The organism is Deltaproteobacteria bacterium (assembly GCA_020848745.1).
Lineage (GTDB): Bacteria > Desulfobacterota > Binatia > UTPRO1 > UTPRO1 > UTPRO1.
Map to the genome: position 1 here is coordinate 36,754 of JADLHM010000102.1, position 22,164 is coordinate 58,917.

At 70.6% G+C, this 22,164-nt stretch carries 20 protein-coding genes; 7 read left to right on the forward strand and 13 right to left on the reverse strand.

The genetic code is table 11. From position 1 onward, the window contains the following. Positions 1-30: 30 nt before the first annotated feature. The 3 genes from lepB (at position 31) to IT293_15525 (ending at position 3,630) form a co-directional block, all read left to right on the forward strand. Complete coding sequence (gene lepB, locus IT293_15515) at positions 31-720, forward strand: signal peptidase I (protein ID MCC6766065.1); 690 nt, start codon at positions 31-33, stop codon at positions 718-720. A 22-nt stretch (positions 721-742) separates the two neighbouring features. Next, complete coding sequence (locus IT293_15520) at positions 743-2,239, forward strand: hypothetical protein (GenBank protein MCC6766066.1); 1,497 nt, start codon at positions 743-745, stop codon at positions 2,237-2,239. A gap of 125 nt (positions 2,240-2,364) precedes the next feature. Continuing rightward, the gene (locus IT293_15525; GenBank protein ID MCC6766067.1) at positions 2,365-3,630 is read left to right on the forward strand and encodes a DUF1329 domain-containing protein; all 1,266 of its coding nucleotides are present in this window, start codon (positions 2,365-2,367) and stop codon (positions 3,628-3,630) included. 61 nt (positions 3,631-3,691) lie between these two features. Here the strand turns inward: IT293_15525 and gspN are convergent, their stop codons facing one another. The 13 genes from gspN to gspC all read right to left on the reverse strand — a co-directional run bounded on the left by gspN (position 3,692) and on the right by gspC (position 17,319). Next, positions 3,692-4,645: a type II secretion system protein GspN gene (gspN, locus tag IT293_15530; protein ID MCC6766068.1), complete on the reverse strand. Its 954-nt coding sequence runs from the start codon at positions 4,643-4,645 to the stop codon at positions 3,692-3,694. Further along, the gene (locus IT293_15535) at positions 4,642-5,223 is read right to left on the reverse strand and encodes a hypothetical protein (protein MCC6766069.1); all 582 of its coding nucleotides are present in this window, start codon (positions 5,221-5,223) and stop codon (positions 4,642-4,644) included. The genes gspN and IT293_15535 overlap by 4 nt, the downstream gene beginning before the upstream one ends. Beyond that, positions 5,220-6,662 (reverse strand): pilus assembly protein PilM, encoded by a 1,443-nt coding sequence (pilM, locus tag IT293_15540; protein ID MCC6766070.1) that lies wholly within the window; start codon positions 6,660-6,662, stop codon positions 5,220-5,222. The genes IT293_15535 and pilM overlap by 4 nt, the downstream gene beginning before the upstream one ends. A gap of 3 nt (positions 6,663-6,665) precedes the next feature. After that, positions 6,666-7,694, reverse strand: coding sequence for a type II secretion system minor pseudopilin GspK (gene gspK, locus IT293_15545; GenBank protein MCC6766071.1), 1,029 nt, complete (start codon positions 7,692-7,694; stop codon positions 6,666-6,668). Next, on the reverse strand, positions 7,691-8,575 hold the full coding sequence (locus tag IT293_15550; GenBank protein MCC6766072.1) for a prepilin-type N-terminal cleavage/methylation domain-containing protein: 885 nt from the start codon (positions 8,573-8,575) through the stop codon (positions 7,691-7,693). The genes gspK and IT293_15550 overlap by 4 nt, the downstream gene beginning before the upstream one ends. Beyond that, entirely contained in the window at positions 8,572-9,018 is a 447-nt protein-coding gene (locus tag IT293_15555) for a prepilin-type N-terminal cleavage/methylation domain-containing protein (GenBank protein ID MCC6766073.1), read from the reverse strand. Before IT293_15555 ends, IT293_15550 begins: the two co-directional genes overlap by 4 nt. Then, complete coding sequence (locus IT293_15560) at positions 8,963-9,628, reverse strand: prepilin-type N-terminal cleavage/methylation domain-containing protein (protein MCC6766074.1); 666 nt, start codon at positions 9,626-9,628, stop codon at positions 8,963-8,965. Before IT293_15560 ends, IT293_15555 begins: the two co-directional genes overlap by 56 nt. After that, a complete protein-coding gene (gene gspG / locus IT293_15565; protein MCC6766075.1) occupies positions 9,597-10,031 on the reverse strand; it encodes a type II secretion system major pseudopilin GspG in 435 nt (144 codons plus the stop codon). The genes IT293_15560 and gspG overlap by 32 nt, the downstream gene beginning before the upstream one ends. A gap of 606 nt (positions 10,032-10,637) precedes the next feature. Next, positions 10,638-10,850, reverse strand: coding sequence for a hypothetical protein (locus IT293_15570; protein ID MCC6766076.1), 213 nt, complete (start codon positions 10,848-10,850; stop codon positions 10,638-10,640). Positions 10,851-10,923: 73 nt separating this feature from the next. Beyond that, positions 10,924-12,138, reverse strand: coding sequence for a type II secretion system inner membrane protein GspF (gspF, locus tag IT293_15575; GenBank protein MCC6766077.1), 1,215 nt, complete (start codon positions 12,136-12,138; stop codon positions 10,924-10,926). 22 nt (positions 12,139-12,160) lie between these two features. Beyond that, complete coding sequence (gspE, locus tag IT293_15580; protein ID MCC6766078.1) at positions 12,161-13,795, reverse strand: type II secretion system ATPase GspE; 1,635 nt, start codon at positions 13,793-13,795, stop codon at positions 12,161-12,163. Positions 13,796-13,800: 5 nt separating this feature from the next. Beyond that, a complete protein-coding gene (gspD, locus tag IT293_15585) occupies positions 13,801-16,377 on the reverse strand; it encodes a type II secretion system secretin GspD (GenBank protein MCC6766079.1) in 2,577 nt (858 codons plus the stop codon). 57 nt (positions 16,378-16,434) lie between these two features. Continuing rightward, positions 16,435-17,319: a type II secretion system protein GspC gene (gspC, locus tag IT293_15590; protein MCC6766080.1), complete on the reverse strand. Its 885-nt coding sequence runs from the start codon at positions 17,317-17,319 to the stop codon at positions 16,435-16,437. Positions 17,320-17,437: 118 nt separating this feature from the next. Between gspC and lysS the strand changes: the two genes are divergently transcribed. The 4 genes from lysS to bamA form a co-directional block, all read left to right on the forward strand. Further along, a complete protein-coding gene (lysS, locus tag IT293_15595; protein MCC6766081.1) occupies positions 17,438-18,922 on the forward strand; it encodes a lysine--tRNA ligase in 1,485 nt (494 codons plus the stop codon). A 19-nt stretch (positions 18,923-18,941) separates the two neighbouring features. Next, positions 18,942-20,222: a lipoprotein-releasing ABC transporter permease subunit gene (locus IT293_15600; GenBank protein ID MCC6766082.1), complete on the forward strand. Its 1,281-nt coding sequence runs from the start codon at positions 18,942-18,944 to the stop codon at positions 20,220-20,222. A gap of 6 nt (positions 20,223-20,228) precedes the next feature. Continuing rightward, entirely contained in the window at positions 20,229-20,918 is a 690-nt protein-coding gene (locus tag IT293_15605; protein ID MCC6766083.1) for an ABC transporter ATP-binding protein, read from the forward strand. Between the two features lie 41 nt (positions 20,919-20,959). Beyond that, positions 20,960-22,164, forward strand: a 1,205-nt coding sequence (bamA, locus tag IT293_15610) for an outer membrane protein assembly factor BamA (protein ID MCC6766084.1), incomplete at its 3' end; no start/stop codon positions are given.

Sequence of the window (22,164 nt, forward strand, 5' to 3'; positions counted from 1 at the left end):
GGCTGGCGGCCTCCGCGTCGTTCCCCTATCATGCCGCGCGTGACGAAGAGCCGTACCGGTGTCACCGGCGAGGCCGAGGGCGAGAACGCGCGGCCGGTGCCCCGAGCGGCGGCGAAGCCGAAGTCGACGGTCCGCGAGTACGCCGAAGCGCTCGCGGTCGCGTTCCTGCTGGCGCTCTTCATCCGTACGTTCCTGGTCCAGGCGTTCAAGATTCCCTCGGGATCGATGCTCGAAACGCTGCAGATCGGCGATCACATCCTCGTCAACAAGCTGCGCTACGGAATCCGCCTGCCGATCCTCGGGAAGCGGGTCGTGAAGTTCCAGGATCCGCGCCGCGGCGACGTGATCGTGTTCGTCTACCCGGTCGATCCGAGCAAGGACTTCATCAAACGGGTGATCGGCCAGCCGGGCGACACGGTCGAGGTGCGCCACAAGCAGGTCTACATCAACGGCGAGAAGATCCCGGATCCCTGGGGCCAGTTCGTCGAGGGTCCGGGAGAGGGCAGCCGCCTCACGCCGCGCGACAACTTCGGCCCCGTCACGGTGCCGGACGATCAGGTCTTCGTGATGGGCGACAACCGCGACCGCAGCTACGACAGCCGCTTCTGGGGCTTCGTCCCGCTCGACGACGTCCGCGGCAAGGCGTTCGTCATCTACTGGTCGTGGGACGGCCAGGACCGGTGGGTCCGCTGGGAACGCCTGGGCGACATCATCCACTGATTCGCCGATCCGCGGCCCGCGCATGTCGACGACCGAGCGAAGCGCCATGCCATGGAGGGCGTTGGCGGGGGCGCTCGTGGTGCTGGTCGGCCTGCAGCTTGCGACCCCGAACCTCGTCGGCAACGACTCGTACTTCCACGTCAAGTACGCCGAGGTGATGCGTCACGCGGGCGTCCGCGGCTTCCCGCCGGACTTCCCGTGGCTGCCCCTCACGATCCTGGCGCCCGATCGCTACGCCGACCACCACCTCCTGTACCACGTGCTGCTCACGCCCTTCACGCTCGGCGACCTCCGCATCGGCGGCAAGATCGCCGCGGTCGCGGGCGCGTTCGCGATGGTCGTCGCGTTCGCGTGGGCGCTGCGCCGCGCCGGCGCGCGAGCGCTCGGGCTCGCGGTGCTGGCACTCGGCGCCTCGTCGGCCGATCTCCTGTTCCGCCTCAGCATGACGCGCGTGCAGGCTCTCTCGCTCGTCTGCCTCTTCCTCGGGTTCCATTGCGCGACCACCCACCGCCACGCGGCGCTCGCCGCGCTCGCCTGCGTCTACGCGTGGCTCTACGACGGCTTCCCGCTTCTCATGGTCCCGGTCGCGGCCGTGGTCGTCGCCGAGCTCGCGACCGAGCGCCGCCTCCGGCCGGGCATCGTGGCGGCGGCCGCCGTCGGCTTCGCCGTCGGGCTCGTCGTGAACCCGTACTTCCCCGAGTATCTGACCTTCATGTGGCATCACATGGGGGACAAGCTGGTGGCGAAGGATGCGCTGCGGGTGGGCAAGGAGTGGGCCCCCTACGACCCCGCCGGCCTCTTCGCCAACGCCGGCGCCGCGATCACCTTCACGGCGTTCGGCGTCGCGGCCCTCGGCGAAGGCCGCTGGCGCGGCGAGCCCCGCGCCGTCGCCGCGGGCCTCGTCGCCGTGGCCTTCTTCGCGCTCACGATGCGGTCGCAGCGCTTCGTCGAATACTTCGCGCCGACCGCGACCTTCTTCGCGGCGCTCGCCGGCAGCGGCGTGGTGGCCGCGTGGACACCGCCGCGTCGCCGCCTGCTGACGGCGCTGCTCGTCGCCGTCATGGCCGCGAACGTCGTCGGCATCGGCTCCATGCTCGCGCGGCGTGCGCGCAAGACGCCCTACGACCGCTTCGCGCCCGCGGCCGAGCACGTCGCCCGCGCGGCACCGCCGGGCGCCATGCTGTGTACGACCGACTGGGACGACTTCCCGTGGCTCTATTTCTACAACGTCGAGAGCACCTACCTGATCGGCCTCGACCCGACCTACCTGCACGGCCGCTTCCGCGATGCGTACTGGGCATGGGTCGATGCCTCGCTCGGGCGGGTCGCGCGGCCGTCGGAGGTCTTCGCCGACCAGCTGCCCTGCGCCTACGTGCTGAGCGACCGGGATCACGGAGCGTTCCTCGATCTCGCGGCCACGGATCCGAAGCTCGAAGAGATCCTCGCGGACTCCGCGATGGTGCTCTATCGCGTCCGGCGCGACGGTCCGCCGCCGACGTACCCGACGACGCCGAACTGAACCGTCCCTACGACGAGCTGCGTCACGCATGCCAAATACTACGCGCGGCGCCCACGGTCGATTGCGTCCGGATCGGCCGTGGGCTATCGACGGTCGGTCAACGAACCACCCAAGGGGAGGATTCCATGCAGCGAAACGCGACACGCATCGTCGGAGCGGCATTCTGCGCCCTGCTCGCGACGAGCGGGATTGCCGACGCCCAGGTCCAGGTCGGCGACAAGATCACCATCGCCAACGCCGACAAGGCCAAGGACATGGTCTCGCCGGCGATGTACTGGCTGTTGAAGCACGGCTGGCCCATGACGATCGCGGAGACCCAGAAGATCACGCTCCGCAAGGCCTTCGTCGAAGCCACCGAGAAGTACTCGCCCCAGGTGAAGCTCAGCGCCGACGGGCTCAAGCTCGAGGGCTGGGTCGCGGGCCGGCCGTTCCCGCGCATCGACACCAAGGATCCCCAGGTGGCGATGAAGATCATGCAGAACTTCCGCTACGCGATCGCCTTCGACGACCTCGATCTGCGGAACTTCGACGCCGACACCGGTCCGATCTCGCTCGAGCGTCCCTTGCAGGTCGAGCGCCACTTCCTGGTCGACCATTTCCGCCGCCTCTTCTATGTCGGCCGCTTGTACGTCGACCCGAAGCCCGAGATCCCGAACACCGAGGGCTACGAGTACAAGGAGACCCTCCACCCGTTGATCGAGCCGTTCGATCTGAAGGGCGTCGGGTTCACCTATTACCGCTACACCGCCCCGGAAAAGCAGGACGACAGCTGGCTCTATCTGCCGTCGCTCCGCCGCGTGCGCCGTCTTTCCACCGCGCAGCGCTCCGACGCGCTCTTCGGGCAGGACACCGACCAGGACAGCTACGGCGGCTACGCCGGCGCGCTCGCCTGGATGGACTGGAAGTTCCTCGGCGAGAAGGAGGTGCTCGCGGCCTTCCACAGCGAGCACTTCCCCGTGAAGTGGGCCGACGGCGCCGCGGACTTCGCGTTCGACGACAAATGGGAGAAGCGCAACGTCTACATCGTCGAGGGCGTCTCCAAGCTGCCCCAGTACGCCTTCTCGAAGCGCGTCCTCTACATCGACCAGGACGTCTACGCGGTGCCGTACAGCGACATGTACGACCGCGCCGGCGAGCTCTGGAAGATCTGGGTCAACAACTTCTCGTGGCGGAAAGAAGCCTTCCCGGGCTGCCCCGTGAAGTACGACGAGGACACGCCGTTCCCCTCGGCGGCCGTCATGGTCGACATCCAGCTCGAGCACGCCACCAAGGCCGCGCTCCCGAGCCATCGCTTCCCGGGTGAGCCTGGTTGGTACTGGCACCACGGCGACAAGGCGGGCACCACCGAGGACCAGTTCACCATCGCCGAGCTCATCGGCAGCGGCCACTGATCGCGCGCGTTCCGGCCGATCGACGAGGGGCCCGACGCGCGCCGTCGGGCCCCCCGCTTCACTAGCGCGGCGAGGGCCGGCCGACCGTCCCGACCAGCGTGATGCGGCGGGCGCCGCCCTCGGCTTTCGCGCCCGGCAGCATGTTGATCGCGAGCTTCAGTCCGTCCGGCGCGGCGGCCGTCGGCGTGATGGTGAGGTCGAGGCTCATCGGGCTCGTCCCGAGGGGCTCGCGGAGAAGCACGCCGCCCTCGCCCTGGAGCGTGATCTCCTGCCCGTCGGCCGCGATGTCCCCGAGCTCCAGGCGTCCGTTCTTGACGGTCCCCTTCACGTGCACGTCGCTGAAGTGCAGATCCGGGACGGTGATGCCGCGCACCTTCGCGCCTTCGAGCGTGAGCCCGGCGATCCGGAGCTCCACGCTCCCCGCGGCGGCGGCGAGCCCGCGACCGCCGCCGTCGAGCGCGACCGCGCCCTCGAGGCGGCCGCGCACTCCGCCCTCGAGCCAGGGCCCGAGCCCCGCGTAGCGCCCGAGGTCGACGCCGGAGAGATTCGCGTCCACGCGTAGACGCTCGGGGCGCGGATCGATCGTCCCCTGCAGCCGCCCGCCGTAGAGGGTCGCGTCGATGCCGATCGGGTAGGGCGTGCCGCGCAGGAGACCGAGACGCGAGGGCGAGACGCGGAGCGCCTCGGCGGCCAGAAAGGGCTCGCCCTCGGCCTCGCCCCTGGCCCGAATCCGGAGCCCGTCGATCGCGTAGGTGAGATTCCACCCGAGGCTCCCGCGCCCCGCCTCGACGCGCACGGGCGTCCCGGCCGTCGCCTCCGAGAGGACGCGCCGCAGGAGCAGGTCGTGCGGAAAGGTCGCGAGGAAGCAGACGAGGAAGAGCGCCAGCGTGTAGAGGCCGTAGCCGAGCCACGCCCGCCGCCGCGACGGCGTGCTCCCGCCCACGGCGGCGAGCAGGGCCCGGAGGCGGTCCCTCGGATCCGCGGAGCGGCCCGTCGCGGTCGCGCCGGTCGTCACGGGGCTGCCGTCCTCGTGATCGGCCGCAGGCGTCCGACCACGAGGACGGCGTCGTAGACGAACGGTTGGTCGAAGCGCTTCTTCATCTGGAGCCGGCTCACGAGCAGCGGCAGGTCGCTCTTCTCCACGTCGTAGAGCAGGTCGACGAGCTCCCGTAGCGACACGCCGGAGAGCCGCATCTCGACGTCCTCTTCCTGGAGATCCTCGGCCAGGGTCCGCGTCGACGGATTCATGGCGGCGACGCGGTCCCGGCTCAGGGTGTCGCGCGTCACCGCTTCGAGGTGCGAGAAGAGCGAGAAGTCGGCGCCGCCGTGCTCCAGCTTTCGCCGCACGACGTCGCGCTCGGTGCGCAGATGGAGGTAGCGGTCGCGGAGTCGCGCCATCTCGACCACGTCGCGCTCGCTCGCGGCGATCTGCGCCTGGAGCGTGGCGCGGCGCTCCGCGAGGAAGCCGGCGAGCGCCCACACCCCGACCACGAGCCCGGCCGCGACGCCCACCCCGAGCAGCACGCGCTCGCGCGGGGAGAGCCGCTCGATCAGCGCGGCGAGGCGCTGCAGGAAATCTCCGAGCACGTTCACGTCGCCGGCTCCCCCCCGACGTCGAGGCTCAGGCGGAAGTCCACTTGCTGACCGTCGACCGACGCGCGGACGTCCTTGGCTTCCACGTTGCGAAACTCCGGACGGGACGCGAGACCGCGCTTCACGGCCTCGACGCCCTCGTAGGTCCTCGTCGAGCCGCGCAGCCGGAGCGTCCCGCCGTCGAGCGAGAGCTCCTCGATGTCGAGCGGCACGTCGTCGGGTACGGCCTCGGTGAGCGCCCGCAGGCAATCGATCGCTCGCGGCGCGGACGGCGCGAGGCCCCCGAAGAGCCGGCGCTCCTTCTCGAGCGCCGCGATCTCGGTCTGGAGCTGCGCCTTCTCGTTGACGATCGTGCGGGCGCCGGGAATGGCCGCCGTGAAGATGGCGCGGATCTCGCCCCGGACGGCGTCGCGCCGCGCCGCCAGCTGCCGGGCGTCGAGCGCGAAGCTCGCGATCATCAACGCGACCGCCACGACCGCCAGCACCCCCGCGCGCGCAAGCCCGCGCCAGAGCGCCTCGCGTTCCCGATGGTAGGCGAACTCGCCGCGCCGGAGGTCGATGCCGAAGAGCGACGCGTCGCCGGTCTGACGCAGGGCCAGTCCGAGCGGCGTAGCGAAGGCGGCCTGCTTGCCCCGCAGGCCGGCCGGAACCGCGGCAAGCGCGACGGCGTCGAGCGCCTGGGGCGTCGTCCCGAGCGCGCGCCCGAGGGCGGCGACGGCCCCCGGGGTCTCGACCGCATCGCCGCCGACCCAGAGCGCCGCCAGCGGCTCGTCGTCGGCGAGCGCCAGGAGCGTCCAGCGCACCTCCCGCAGGCAGGCGTCGAGTCCGGCGGGGTCGGCCACTGCGCGGCTCACGACCCGAAACCCGAGCAGCCGACCGTCGGCGAGGAGCGCGACCGTCGTCCGCCCGGCGTCCATCCCGACGTACGCGAGGCGGCCGCCGCGCGCCGCGGCCGCCGCGCGCACCACGTTCAACGCGGCGAGGCTCGCGAGATCCACGAGTCGCGGATCGACGCCGGCACCCGCCAGCATCGCGAGGTGCTCCCGGACCGCGGCCTTCGGCGCCGAGACGGCGAGCACGCGGCTCGTCCCATCGGTCTCCGTCCCGAGGACCTGGAAATCGACGACGGTCTCTTCGAGCTCGAAGGGCAGGTGCGATTCGAGCTCGAAGGGCACGGTCTGTTCGAGGCGCTTGCGGTCGTGGAACGGCAGCTCCAGGATGCGATGGGTGACGAGCTCGCCCGGCAACGCCGACACCACCTCGTCCCACGCGATGCCGTGCTGCGCCGCGAGCGCCCGCAGGTCGGCCGCGAGATCTCCGCCGGCGGCGCGCGGCTGCGCGTAGAGGCCGAGCACCCGCTGCGACCGCAGCGTCCGCTCCACCAGGGCCGCGCGCAACGTGTGCGAGCCGACGTCGAGAGCGAGCGTGTGATTGGGCATCGATCAGCGGTCGCCGAAGACCGGCAACGTCGCGAGGAAATCGGATGGGGGTAGGGATGTCAAGGCGAGGTTGGCGTTGCTCGGTGTCCAGGTGACGCGCGTCACGCGCTTCCCCTCGCGCTTCACGACCTCGGTGATCCCACGGCGGACCTGACCGACCTCGCCGACGCCCACGATGCGGAAATAGGAGCCGTTGGTGGTGATCAGGTCGCCCTGCTTGCAGCGCGGGATCGCCAGCTCGAGCCCGGTCACGTTGGCGCACGCCTCCGACACGGTGGAGAACGGCTCGATCCCGCGGCTCGCGATCAACCGCTCGACGACGCCCCGGTCGGCGAGGAGATCCTGCGAGAGCGTGTAGAGCACCTCGGGCGGCGCGGTATTGAGGTTCACCTTCGTGCTGCCGGCCGGGAGCGCGGTCACGAAACCCTCGAGGCGGGCGAACACCGTCGGCGTGACGTCCTTGACCATGAGGAGCTCGCGCAGGGTGGCGACCGGACCGTTCCGCACGATCACGGGCGGCCGGAGGCCAAGGTAGTACGGTTGCTCGGCCCCCGGGGGCGACGGATACGGCTCATGGTCGCCGTCCAGCCAATCACGGATCGCCGCCAGCACCCGGAGGTCGATGCCGAGGACGGTGAACAGACGCCGGAAGCGGCCGAAGCGTTCCTCGGGATTCGCCCCGACGAGGTCGTTGATGTTGAGGAAGCGCGTCTCGTCGTACACGCGGAAGGTCGCGGTGCCATCGCCGATCGGCAGGGGCGGATAGGGCCGCGCCCAGAAGTCGTCGAGGGCATCGCGGCCCGGCGTGATCATGGCGTCGACGCTCACCAGCGCCTCGCCGACGTTCACGCCGGAGCGGGCGAGATACGTCGCCTGGAGCGCGTTCCGCGCGCCGAGCGCCAGGTGGGTTTCGACCTGCGCCTTGTCGGTCAGCTCGATCACCACGATCGTGAGCAGCGTGATCGTGAGCAGCACCACGAGCAGCGCGATCCCGGAGTCGCCGCCGCCGCTGCGTCGCCCCGGCCGCTTCATCGACCGCCCTCCACCCGCGCTCCCGGCTTCCCGGTTCCACCGCTCGGCGGCTTCCCGGACCGGCCTGCCGCCGCGGCCCCACCCGACACGATGCGATCGGCGAGCGGCAGATCGACGGCGGTCGTGAAGTGGTGGATCGCGCCGGCCGCGTCGTAGAGGGCGAGGTCCACGCGCACCGCCCGCGGCAGGCGCGCGTTCGCCTCCTCGGAGTCCCAGACGTCGAACCAGTCGTGGCCGTCGTAGAACTGGAAGGCGAGGCTCGCGACGTTCTCCACGAACACGGTCGCGCGCGCCGCGTCGAGCGCGCGGCGATCGAGCATGGTCGCCTCGCGCCGGAGCAGGCGACGCGGCATGGCGCCGAGCGGCGGCACGGGCGTCGGGCCGAACGCCGCGAAGAAGTCGTCGGCATCGTCCGCGAGAAGATCGACGCCGCCGCTCCGCCCGCCGCCGCCGTCGGTCGTCACCTTCTCGCCCGACACCGAGGCTCCCGTCCGCCGCTCGCGGCGGAGCCCGCTCCGATCCCGCGCGAAGAAGTAGGCGAGCATCCGCTGGTCGGTGGCGCGCCCGTCGAGCCCGGCCGGACGCGCCGAGAGCGCCGTGAACACCAGGGAGTCGAGCGGCGCCTCGTCGCTCCCGCCCGGCAGCACCCGGAAGATCGCGGTTCCCGGGAGGTTCCGCGGGTAGTAGGCCGACGCGATCTCGTCCGCCATGCGCCCGACAGCCGCCCGCCCGACCCGCGTCACCCCGGCGCGCTCCTCGGCCAGCGCCTTCGAGCGCAGCGTCCGCGAGAACGTCCCGTAGAGCGTCACGGCCACGAGCCCGAAGATCCCGAGCGCGAGCATGATCTCGATCAGCGTGAAGCCGCCGCGTCCGCGCCTCATCGCCGCCGCACCCAGTAGGTCAGGCTGACGTCGTCCCCGGACTCCTCCTCGCCCCGGAAGACGCGGACGCGCACCTCGCGGACGTCGGGAATCGGCGTCGTCACCACCTCGCGCTCCCACCGTAGATCCGGATAGCGCTCCGGATAGGCGTCCTCGAAGTCGCCCTCGGTGAGGCCGAGGTCGGGGAACGGACCCGCGTCCACCTCCGCCATGAGCCCGCGCGCCAGGAGCGTCGCTTCGGTGACGCGAGCGTCGCGCGCGATGAGATCGATGTTGCGGACGTGGAGGCCGAGGAGGCTCACGAGCGCGAGGCCGAGCACCGCGACCGCGACCAACACCTCGAGCAGCGTGAAGCCTCGCGCCGCCCTCCGCCGGGCGCGCGCGCCTTCAGCGCGCCGCATCACCGTGCCGCCGCGAGGAGGCCATGCCGCCGCCCCGGCCATTCGCGCCGCCGCGGCGGTCGTCGGAGTCGCGGCGATCTCCCGCGCCGCGGGCGGCGTCGAGCACGACGTAGCGGTCGGCCACCCGGGTCCGTCCCGTGAGTGGCTCGATCGCCATGGTCGCCTCTCCTCCCGAGCGGCCGCGCAGGTGCACGACCAGCGGATCGGCCCAGCCTTCGGGCGAGAATTGCGCGAAGACGACGCCCTCGGTCACGAGCCCGACCGCGGGCAGCACCACGTCCCGGAACGCCACGCTGTCGGGAAGCACCACCGGGCGGGCGAGCGGGGAGTCGATGGGCACGAACTCGGGCGCGTCGGGCTCGCCCCCGAGCACCGTCACGAAGTAGCTCTGGTGGTCGAGGTCGAGGTTCAGACGCATCGGCAGCCGCTGATACGCCGCCTCGTCGTACAGGTAGCGGGCGGTCGTGGCGAGGCGCTCGGCGCTCGCCGCGAGGGCGGCGCCCTCGGGGTCGCGCAGGCGCGGCGCCAGGAAGCTCGCGGCGATCCCGAGGATCAGGAGAACGACGGCGAGCTCGAGCAGGGTGAAGCCGGAAGACGCGTGCCGTTCGAAGCGCCGCCGCTCAGAGCTGAGTGCGGCTGTCGATGTCGGCATACTTCCCTTCACCGCCTTCCGAGCCGTCCGCTCCGTAGGACTTGATGGTGTAGGTGTCGCCGTCGCTGAGGAACGCGTAGGGACTGCCCCAGGGATCCACGGGGACCGCTTCCAGGTAGCCGTCCGGGTTCCAGCGGCGCGGAACGTTGCCCGTCTCCGGCCGCGTGACCAGGGCCTGGAGTCCCTGATCCGTCGTCGGGTAGTTGCCGTTGTCGAGCTTGTAGAGGTGGAGCGCTTCCTCGATCTTCTTCACGTCGGCGACGGCCTTCACCCTGCGGGCCTCGTCCGTCCGTCCGACGATGCGCGGCGCCACCAGGGTCACGAGCAGGCCGAGGATGAACACCACGACCATGATCTCGATCAGCGTGAACCCGGCGTGTCCCGCGCGTCGCATCGCCCGCATCGTGCGCGGACGATACCAAGGAGACAACGGCGCCTCAACGTAGGTAGGCGCCGGATAGTCTCTCAGTCCGATCGTGCACCGGAGTCCCGGTCTGTCGCGATCGGTCTTCGTGCGGTGTCGCCGGCGAGCGGGTCCGGGCGTGCTTCTACGGTCGCCGGGATCCTGCCACCGGGCGCGTACGGCCCGCCGGTGCCCCCCTGGCTTGCGCACGACGCGAGGTGCGGCTCCCCGAAGCACGCCCGGACCCACCCGCCGGCGATGCATTGCAGCGCGGACGATCGACGGCGCGCCGGCGACTCGACTCACACGAGGCTCGGCGGACGCGGCGCGCGGACTCGTCGCGCATCGCAGGGCGCACGTCGCGACGGATCGACGGGGTCCTGAGGATTGAAAAGATGCAGCAGGCGGGCGGGTCGGGGACGGGCCCGGGGAGCGGCAGCTCGCTTGACCGCAGAGCGGAGAAGCGCCGGCGGGCCTTACGCGCTGGGTGTCAGCGACTCCGCGACCGTAGGGCCCGTCCCCGACCCGCCCGCAGGCTGCTGCCACCGATCGCTCCGCCGCGCGAGAATCGCCCTGAGAACCTACCCGGCGCCGCGCCGGCGCCCCCTAGATGAACTGCTTCCACCACGGCGCGCCGCTCTGACGATACTTCGCGGCGGCGGTCTTCGCGGACGCGGCCGCTTTCGCCGGCCGCGCTGCGGTCGCCTTCTTGGGCGTCGTCTTCGGGGCCGTCTTCTTGCCGGCGCTCGCGCGGGCGGTCTTGGACGTCGGACGGGCGGGCTTCTTCTTCGCGGAACGCGACGAGGTCTTGGTCTTCATGCGGCGGACTCCTTAAACGAACGTCCGCCGGCCCGCAACTCGCGCCCGCCCGTCGCGGGCCGCGCGCGCTCCGTCACTTCACGATGCGGTTCAGCTCGAAAATGGGCAGCAGGATCGCGAGCACGATGAACAGCACGACGCCGCCCATGAAGACGATGATGATCGGCTCGAGGATCGTCGTGAGCGCTCCGACCGCGTTCTCGACCTCCCCGTCGTAGGTGTCGGCGGCCTTCGCGAGCATTCCCTCGAGCTCGCCGCTCCGCTCGCCGACCGCCGCCATGTGGACGACGAGCGGCGGGAAGAGCCCGCTCTCGCGGAGCGGCGGCGCGATGCTCTGGCCCTCCCGGATGGCGTCGCGCGCGCGCTCGATGGCGCGGGTCAGCACCGTGTTGTCGACGATGCTCTTCACGATCTCGAGGGCGGGAAGGAGCGGGATGCCGCTCGCGAGCAGGGTCGCGAGCGTGCGCGCGAAGCGCGCCACGGCGAGCTTCTGGGTGAGGCGCCCGAAGTACGGGACGGCGAGCATCAGCCGGTCCACACGGTCGCGACCCGCAGGCGTGCGCGCCCAGCGCGACACGCCGAGCACCGCCGCCGCCGCGAGCGCGAGGAGCAGCCACCACCACTGGGCCACGAAGTCCGACACGCCGAGAAGGAAGCGGGTCGGGAGCGGCAGTTGCTGGTGGGTCTCCTGGAAGATGCGCGTCACCTTGGGCACGACGTACGCCAGGAGGAAGAAGAGGATGGTCGCGCTCAACGCCAGCATGATGGCCGGATAGGTGAGGGCGCTCCGCACCTTGCCGAGCAGGCGCGCCTGGTTCTCCGTGTAGTCCGCGAGCCGCTCCAGTACGACGTGGAGAGCGCCGCTCGCCTCGCCGGCCCGCACCATGTTGACGTACAGCGACGCGAAGAGCCGGGGGTGCTGCGCGAGCGCGTCGGCGAGCGAGCGGCCTTCCGTCACCTCCTGCCGGACCTGCGCGAGGGTGCGCGCCAGGACGGGCCGCTCGGCCTGCTCGCCGAGCGCCCCGAGCGCCTCGACGAGGGGCAGACCGGCGGCGACGAGGGTGCTGAACTGGCGCGTGATCGCCGCGAGCTCCGCCGCCGGCACGCGCTCGGGCCGGCGCGTCACGAAGCGCATCGTCGCGCCCGCGCGCCGCTCCTCGCGCAGGTCGGTCGGGAAGACCCCCGTCCGGCGCAGCTTCAGGCGGGCGCCGCGCGGACTGTCCGCGTCGACGACGCCGCCGACGGCGCGGCCGCCGGCGTCGAGCCCGCGATAGGCGTAGAGCGGCATCAGTCGAGCGCCGGACGCGGCCTCACAGCAAGTCGTCTTGCGTGACCCGCAGCACTTCCTCGATCGTGGTCTCGCCGGCGAGGATCTTGGACGCCCCGTCCTCGCGCAGCGTGACCATGCCGGCCGCGACCGCCGTCCGGCGGATCGCGCTCGCGTCGGCGTTCTTCATGATGAGGCCGCGGATCTCGTCGTCGACCACCAGGAGCTCGTGGATGCCGGTCCGGCCGCGATACCCGGTCTGCTTGCACGCCTCGCAGCCGGCGCCGCCGGCGTAGAGGGTTCGGCCGCTCGCCTGCTCGGACGTGATGCCCACCTCGGCGAGGAGCTCGGCGCTCGGCCGCAGCACGCGGCGGCACTGGTCGCACACGCGCCGGAGCAGGCGCTGCGCCATCACCGCCAGCACCGACGACGACACCAGGAACGGCTCCGTCCCCATCTCCACGAGGCGCGTCACCGCGCTCGCCGAGTCGTTGGTGTGGAGCGTCGAGAAGACGAGGTGGCCGGTGAGCGCCGCCTGGATGGCGATCTCGGCGGTCTCGCCGTCCCGGATCTCGCCGACCATGATGACGTCCGGGTCCTGCCGCAGGATCGACCGGAGGCCGTTCGCGAAGGTGAGATCGATCTTCGGGTTCACCTGCATCTGGCCGACGCCCTGGAGCTGGTACTCGATCGGATCCTCGATGGTGATGATGTTGCGCTCGGTCGAGTTGATGGTGGAGAGCGCGGCGTAGAGCGTGGTCGTCTTGCCGCTGCCGGTCGGACCCGTGACGAGCACGATGCCGTGGCTCTGCCGGATCAGCCGCTCCACGAGCGCCAGGTTCCGCCCGGTGAGCCCGAGCTCCTCCAGTCCGAGAAGCGTCGCGGCCCGATCGAGGAGGCGGAGCACCACGCGCTCGCCGTAGGCGGTCGGGATGACCGAGACCCGGACGTCGATGTCCTTGCCCGCGACCTTGGTCCGGATCCGGCCGTCCTGCGGCAGGCGCTTCTCGGCGATGTCGAGTCCCGCCATGACCTTCACACGCGAGATGATGACCGGCTGGAAGCGCTTCGGCGGCGAGATGACGTCGTAGAGGATGCCGTCGATCCGGAAGCGGACCGTGAGCGCGCGCTCGAACGGCTCGATGTGGATGTCGCTGGCGCGGTCCTTGACGGCCTGGAAGAGGAGCGAGTTCACGAGACGGATGATGGGCGCCTCGTCGCTCGCCTCGAGCAGATCGCGCGGCTCCTCGAGTTCGGTCGCGATCAGATCGAGGCGCTCCTCCTCGAGATTGCCCATGAGATCGGCGGCCGAACCCGACGCGAGATCGTAGGCCCGGTTGAGCGCGTCGGTGAGCGCGTCGGCCGGCACCACCACCGGCCGGATCGCCGCCCCGTAGAGGACGCGCAGGTCGTCGAGCGGGCCGAGCGCGCGCGGGTCGCCGACGGCGACGACGACCCCGTCGGACTCGCGCTTGAGCGGCAGGACGAGGTGCTTGCGCGCGAACTGCATCGGCAACGACGTCAGCAGCTCGGGATCGACCTCGCCCGCTGCGACCCGGGCCGCGAACGGCAGGTCGAACGCGGCGGCCCGCGCGCGCGCCCCGGCCTCGGGGCCGTCGGACGCCGCGACACCCTCCGGGGTGCGAGCCGCCGACGACGTGCGTGCGGAAGTGGCCATGCCGATCAGCGCTCCTCGTGGTCGGTCGCCGTCGCCTCCGGGCGGGCGGCGCCGAGCGAGAGCGTCAACGTACCACCCTGATCCGTGAGGTCATAGGCCGGCGGCACGTCGGTCGTGAGATCGATCACGAGCCGCATCCGGCCGTCGTGGTGGGCGACCCGCAGGCGCCGCACCAGCGGATCCATCACCTTCATGAACTCGACCTTGGCGCGCTTGCGGCTGTCGCCGTACACGTCGATCACGATCCGCCCCGGCTCCGAGAGCGTGTAGTGCGTGATCTTCGTCGGCGGCCCGCCGACGTCGATGACGATCGCGGCGCCGTCGGCGCGGCGATCGACCGTGATCGACGACGTCTCGAGCGGCCCCGGAGCCGCCGTGGCGCCGGTCGTCGCCACCGAAGCGCCGGGGTCTCCCGCCGGCACCTCGCGCTCCTCGGGAAGGTTGAACGACGGCATGTCGAGCGGATCGGGACGCCGGCGCGGCGCGCCCGCGGAGTCCATCAGGTTCCGGAAACGGTCGCGCTCGGCGACCGAGACGTCGGCCGCGTCCTGCTCGTTCTTGATGATGTGCGGGGTGAGGAAGATGAGCAGGTTGATCTTGCTCTTGTTCCGCTCCGTGTTCTTGAAGAGGTTGCCGAGGACGGGAATCTCCGCGAGGTAGGGCACCTTGCTCTCACGCTCGTTGATCGCGTCGGAGATGAGGCCGCCGATCACGATCGTCTGGCCGTCGCGCACGTTGATCGTCGTGCTGGCGCTCCGCACCGTCGTCGTCGGGCCGACCTCGTTGGCGTCGAGGATGGGGTTCGGCACGATCGCCGACACCTCCTCGAAGAGCGCGAGCCGCACCATCGCGCCTTCGGAGATCTGCGGCGTGAGCCGGAGCGTGATGCCGACGTCCTCCCGCTCGATCGTGGCGAACGTGTTGTCGAGGTTCGTCTCGCTCGTCGCGCGGCTCGCCACGAAGGGGACGTTCTGGCCGACGACGATCTCGGCCTCCTCGTTGTCCGTGGTGAGGATGTTCGGAGCCGAGAGGATGTTGACGTCGTTCGCGTTGTCGAGCGCGCGCAGGAGTGCCGCCTGCGCCGGCACCTTGGTGCCGTCGGGCAGGGTGACGGTCTGCTCGGAGACCGCCGCGAGGATGAGCCCCGGGAGGCTCCCCGGGTTGCTGAGCACGTTGTTGATGTTGCCGAGGTTGGTGCGCCCGACGCCGATGCCGTTCGGCAGGCCGACGCCGCCCTGGAGCTCGATGCCGAGCTGGCGGATGCGGTCGAGCGTCACCTCGAGGATGATCGCCTCGACGTAGACCTGGCGGCGACGGATGTCGAGCTTTTCGATCACGCCGCGCAGGATTTCGAAATCCTCGGGTACGGCGGCGACGATCAACGAATTGGTCGCCGGATCGGCGGTGATGCGGACGTCGCCGGCGAAGTCGATCGCCGATGGCGGTTGTTGCCCCCCCGGCTGCCCGGCCTGCTGGCGCAGCTGTTGCTGACGGTTCTGCGACGAGCGCCGGAGGCTGCTGCCGTTCGTCCGCCGGTTGCGCGCGCTGCCGGCCTGCCCGGGCTGGTTCGGCTGGCGGGTGCGGGCGGCGGTCGCGCCGCCGGCGGCGCCGGTCACGTCGAGGAGCACCGGCAGGAGGTCCTCGGAGTTGGCGTACTTCAGATAGTACACGTGCACCTTGCCGCTGCCGGGCGGAAGCGGCACGTCGAGACGCTCGACCATCGCCCGGATCGCCTGCATCTGCTCGGGCGGGGCGTTCACGATGAGCGTGTTCGTCCGATCGTCGGGCGTGATCTTGAACGCCCGCAGATGCGCGCCGCCGGCCGGCGCCGGCTTCCCGGGCTGCGCGGGCGCGCCCGGCGTCGAGCGATCCTCGAGCGCCGCCTGGATCGTCTCGGCGAGCTCGGCCGCCGCGGCGTGGCGCAGGTTCAGGATCGCGGTTTGCCGGCGCGAGCTCGCCACGTCGAGCTCCGCCACCAGCTTCGAGAGCCGCTCCACGTTGGCGGCGGAGTCGACGATGATGAGTGCGTTCGTCTGCGGGTAGCCGGTGACGAGCCCGTCGGGCGACACCATCGGCTGGATCACGCCGATCAGGTCGCCGACGTCGACCTGCCTGAGCGGAACGAGGCGCGTCACGTACTCTTCGGCGGGCGAGGGCGCGCCGCCGTCGACGGTGCGAAGGCTCGTCGCCTTGGCTTCCTTGGTCGGGATGATGCGAACGGCGGCGCCGCTCGGCACCGTCGTGAACCCCTTCACCTGCAGGACGGCCTGGAAGACCTGGTACGCCTCCTCGGGCGTGATGCGGGTCGGCGACACCACGGTCACCTTGCCCTGGACGCGCTCGTCCATGACGAAGTTCTTGCCGGTGATCTCGCCGATGAACTTGACGAGGACGGCAATGTCGACGTCCTGGAAGTCCATCGTGATGTAGCGCTCGCCGTCGCTCTCGACGACCGCGGGACCCGCCGCCGGAGACGCCTCCACGGCGCCCGGCGTCCGCCCCGCCGCGGGCGCCTCGCCCTCGGCGCGCGCGCCCCCCGCGCCGAGCGCCACGACGACCACCGCCGTGATGCATCGGCTCACGAATCTCGGTGCTCCCCGTACTGCCACTGTCACCACCTCTCGCCCCGCCGGGACGGGTCAGCGAATTTCGTAGGAGAAGTTCTTCGCCTGCTTGTTGCGTTGCAGGTCGACCGCGATGTGCCCTTCGTTCTGCAGCTCGGTGAAGAGGGTGATCGCCTTGGTCGGATCGGTGAGCTCGACGCCGTTCACGCGGTTGATGATGTCGCCGTTCTGCAGCCCGATCTTCTCGAACACCGACCCGGGCTTGATCGCGAAGACCCGGAAGCCCACGGTCTTGCCGTTCTCGAAGAAGGGAACCGCGCGCGCCTGGGTGAACACCTCGTTGATGTTGGCGACGGTCGATTCGAGCTCGCGGCGGTCGATCAGGAACTTGTTGTCCGCGGTCTTGCGGATCCGCTCGCCGGCCGCGGCGGGGGCCCCGCCGGCGGGGGATGCATCCTTACCGCTCGCGCGCGCCGACGAGATCTCCAGCACCTCCTCCGCGCCGTCGCGGCCGAGGATCACGCGGTCCCACTCGACGCGAACGAGGGTCGCCACCTCGAGGACGGTGTCGCCGACCCGGTAGAGCGCCTGGCGGCGTGCGGCCTGATCCTCGATGATCGCGTAGGAGCGCGCCGGATCGTGGGCGAGCGCGGTGCCCCAGAGCTTCAGGTTCAAGTCCGTGCGCTTGAACGCTTCCGACGCCGCTCCCGGCGCCGCCGGACCGCCGGGGTGCTTCACCGCGTTGAACACGTCGCGCTCGGCGATCACCGCGTAGGCCGACTCCGGCTCGACGGCCGCCGACGGCGCGAGCGGCGGCGGCGCGGCGGCGGCGCGCGGCGGTGGAGCGGCGAGCCGCGCGGCGATCATCGCGCTCACCACGCGCGCCGCGAAGAACGCGATCGTCGCCAGCAGGAGCAGATTGAGCGCGATCAGCGCCGGGCGCCACGACGCGGTCAGCATGCCTCGGACCTCATAGGGTAAAGGGGATGGCCCTTCAAGCGAGGCATCGCCAACTGTATGAGGGCGATCGCGCGCCGCCTCGCTTGTCTTTCCGGGCGATTCCCCGCATACGAGCGTGGTGGAAGCGGAGCACGAGCAAGTCCTCGTCCGACGCAGGAAGCTCGCCGAGCTCGTGCGCCTCGGCTGCGCGCCGTACCCGAACGATTTCGCGCCGCGCGACCAGGCCGGCGACCTCCTGGCGCGCTGGAACGCGACGCCCGCCGCGACGCTCGAAGCGTCGCCGGTGCCGGTCGCGCTCGCCGGCCGCCTCATGGCGATCCGCGACTTCGGAAAGGCCGCCTTCGCGCACCTCCAGGACGCCAGCGGGCGCCTGCAGATCCACGCACAGCGCGCGATCGTCGGCGACGAGCAATGGGCGCGCTTCCAGCAGCTCGACCTCGGCGACATCGTCGGCGTCGAGGGACGCCTCTTCCGCACCAGGACGAACGAGCTGACGGTCGCCGCCGAGCGCGTACGCTACCTCGCGAAGGCGCTGCAGCCGCTGCCAGAGAAGTGGCACGGCCTCCAGGACGTCGAGCGCCGCTACCGCCAACGCTACCTCGACCTCCTCGCCAACCCGGAGAGCCGTGAGGTCTTCCGCAAACGCGCGCACCTGCTCCAGGCGCTGCGCCGCTTCTTCGGCGCACGCGGCTTCCTCGAGGTCGAGACGCCGATGATGCAGGCCATCGCGGGGGGCGCGCTCGCCCGTCCGTTCGTGACCCATCACAACACGCTGGACATCGACCTCTACCTGCGGATCGCGCCCGAGCTGTATCTCAAGCGGCTGGTCGTGGGCGGCATCGACCGCGTCTTCGAGCTGAACCGCAACTTCCGGAACGAAGGGATGTCGACGGAGCACAACCCGGAGTTCACGATGCTCGAGTTCTACCAGGCCTACGCGACGTACACCGACCTCATGGATCTCACCGAGGAGCTCTTCGCCGAGCTCGCGCGCGAGGTCGCCGGTGGGCTCGTCGTCCCCTGGGGCGAGCACATGATCGACCTGACGCCGCCGTGGACGCGCCTCACGGTGAAGGAGGCCGTCGCCCGGCATACCGGCCTCCCAGCCGCCGACGTCGACGATCCGGCGAGGCTCCGCGCCTACGCGGCGCAGCACGGGATCCCGCTTCCCGACGGCGCGCCCTACGGCAAGGTCCTGATCGAGATCTTCGAGAAGACCGCCGAGCACCGCCTGATCCAGCCGACGTTCGTCACGGCGTATCCGGTCGAGGTTTCGCCGCTCGCGCGCTCCAACGACGCCGACCCGACGCTCGTGGACCGCTTCGAGCTCATCGTGGCCGGGCGCGAGCTCGCCAACGGCTTCTCGGAGCTGAACGACCCCGCGGAACAGCGGGCCCGCTTCGAGATGCAGCTCACGGCCAAGAGCGGCGGCGACGACGAGGCGCACGCAATGGACGAGGACTACGTGCGGGCGCTCGAGCACGGCATGCCGCCGACCGCGGGCGAGGGCATCGGCATCGACCGGCTCGCGATGCTGCTCACCAACTCGGCGTCGATCCGCGACGTGATCCTCTTCCCGCAGATGCGCCCGGAGCGGCGCTGAGCCGCCCCCAGGGCCCCCCGTGCGCTACGAGCTGATGGTCGGGCTGCGCTACCTGCGCGCCAAACGCTCCGAGGCGTTCATCTCGCTCATCACGGTGATCTCGATCGTCGGCGTCATGATCGGCGTGATGACGCTCAACATCGTCCTCGCCGTGATGACCGGCTTCGAGGAGGATCTGCGCGACCGCATCCTCGGCTTCAACCCGCACATCGTGCTGGTGTCGTACGCCGGAACCATCGCGCACCCCGACGAGATCGTCCGCAAGGTGAAGGAGACCCCCGGCGTCGCCGCGGCCGCGCCCCTCGTCTACAGCCAGGTGATGCTGAGCAGCGGCCAGAGCGTCTCGGGCGTCGTCGTGCGCGGCGTCCCGCCCGACATGGAGGAGGCGGTCGTCGACCTGAAGGCGCATCTCACCAGCGGCTCGCTCGCCGGGCTCGGCGCCCCCTTCGAAGTGCCGGTCGAGGGCGAGAAAGACGCCGACAAGGACGGCCGCGTCGACACGACGACCCTCACCGGCGTGATCCTCGGCGGCGAGCTCGCGAAGCAGCTCGGGCTCGCGGTCGGCGACCCCGTGAGCGTCGTGTCGCCGCTCGGCACGCCGTCGCCGGTCGGGCCGATCCCGAAGGTGAAGCGCTTCGTCCTCGCGGGCACCTTCGACTCCGGCATGTACGACTACGACTCCGGCCTCCTCTACATGGACATCGCCGACGCCCAGAAGTTCTTCGGCCTCGGCGACGCGATCACCGGTGTCGAGATCCGGGTGACGGACCTCTACGGCGCCGAGCAGGTGGCGCGCCGGCTGGAGCAGACCCTCGGTACGCCGTTCCGCGCCCGCGACTGGATGGAGGTGAACCGCAACCTCTTCCTCGCCTTCCGGCTCGAGAAGGTCGTCTACTTCATCGTGCTGACGCTGATCGTCCTGGTCGCGGCCTTCAACATCGTCGCCACCCTCATCATGGTGGTCATGGAGAAGCGGAAGGACATCGCGATCCTCAAGTCGATGGGCGCCACCGACCGCTCGATCGCCCGCATCTTCATGTTGAAGGGACTCATCATCGGCGTCGTGGGCACGCTTCTCGGCGTGGTCGGCGGATACGCGGGCTGCTGGCTGCTGCGGCACTACCAGTTCGTCGAGCTGCCGAAGGATGTCTTCTACGTTTCGACGCTGCCGGTCCGAGTCTACGGCGAGAACTTCGCGACGGTCGCCCTGGTCTCCGTCGTCATCTGCCTGCTGGCCACGATCTACCCCGCGCGACAGGCGGCGGGACTGGCGCCCGTGGAGGTGATCCGCTACGAGTAGGCGCCATTGATCGCCCTCCGCAATCTTTCGAAGGAGTACGTCGACGGACCGCGGGTGGTGCGGGTGCTTTCCGGTCTCGATCTGGAGATCGGGCAGGGAGAACGAGTCGCGATCGTGGGAGAGTCGGGGGTGGGGAAGAGTACGCTGCTGCACATCGTGGGCACGCTCGATCGACCGACGGGAGGCGAGGTGTGGTTCGACGGTGAAAACCTCACGAGCAAGAGCGATCGCGAACTCGCCCATTTCCGCAACCGCGAGATCGGCTTCATCTTCCAGTTCCATCACCTGCTGCCCGACTTCACGGCCCTCGAGAACGTCATGATGCCCGCGCTGATCGCCGGCACCGCCACGGAGCCCGCCCGCAAGCGCGCGACCGAGCTCCTCGAGCGGGTCGGGCTCGCCGAGCGCCTCGACCACAAGCCGGGCGAGCTCTCCGGGGGCGAGCAACAGCGCGTGGCGGTCGCCCGCGCCCTCGTGCAGGAGCCCCGCGCCGTCCTGGCGGACGAGCCGACGGGCAACCTCGATCCGGTCACCGGCGAAGGCGTGCAGAACCTCCTGCTGGAGCTGAACCGCGAGCACGCCATCACGCTCGTCGTCGTCACCCACAGCGCGAGCCTCGCGGGCGCGATGGACCGGACGCTCAGGCTGCGCGCCGGCCGGATCGCGGGCGACACGCCGCGCGCGGCGGCCGTCTGACGATGCGCAACGCTTCGGAGGTGGGGATGGGGAGCCCGACGATGATCCCGAGGCTGGTGGCCCTCGTCTGCGCCGGCGTCCTCGCCGGCGCGGCGCCGGCGAGCGCGCGGCCGGCGACGGCCGCGGCCGCGACCCGCCCGGCCCACGACCGCGTGGCGGCGGTGCGCATCGAGGGCAACGCCCGGGTCGACGAGGAGGCCATCCGCATCCACATCCAGACCCGAGCCGGCCAGGCGCTCGAGCGCGGCACGATCGACACCGACGTGCGCGCCATCTACGCGATGGGCTTCTTCGAGACCGTCGACGTCGAGCGCCTCGACGAGGCCGAGGGCATCGTCGTCGTCTACCGCGTCCGCGAGCGGCCGCAGATCACGAGCGTCGCGATCGAGGGCACCAAGAAGCTCCGCAGCGAAGACGTCGAAGCGGCGCTCAAGATCCGTCCCCACACCATCCTCGACACCGAGAAGATGCGCCGAGGCATCGCCGACGCCAAGAAGCTCTACGAAGAGAAGGGCTACCTCGACGCCGCGATCACGCCGAAGACCGAGCCCGTCGCCGGAGCCGCGAACGAGGTCGCGCTCACCTACGTGGTCGACGAGGGGAAGATCGTCCGCATCCAGGAGATCGAGATCGAGGGCAACACCGCCTTCAGCGACCGCAAGCTGAAGCGCGTGATGACGACGAGCGAGGAGAACCTCCTGTCGCGCTTCACCGGCGCCGGCGTGCTCAACGCCGAGGCTCTCAAGACCGACACCGAGCGGCTCACCGCCTTCTACTACGACGACGGCTACATCACGGTGCGCGTCGACGAGCCCAAGGTCGAGCGCCGTGAGGACGGCCTCTACGTCACGATCAAGGTCGCGGAGGGCGACCAGTTCAAGGTCGGCGCGATCGGCTTCAAGGGCGACGTCCGCGAGGATCTCAGCCTGAGCAAGGACCTCGACCTGGCGACCGGCGACGTCTTCCGCTCCAGCAAGCTCCGTCAGGACATCCTGAAGATCACCGACAAGTACGGCGACGTCGGCTACGCCTTCGTCAACATCGAGCCCGAAACCGAGATCGATCAGGACAAGAAGGTCGTCGACGTCACCTACAAGATCGACCAGGGTCCCGAGGTCACGATCGACAAGATCCTCATCACGGGCAACACCAAGACGCGCGACAAGGTGCTGCGGCGCGAGCTCAAGGTCGAGGAGCAGGAGCGCTTCTCCGGCACCAAGCTCAAGAAGAGCCGCGACGCGCTGAA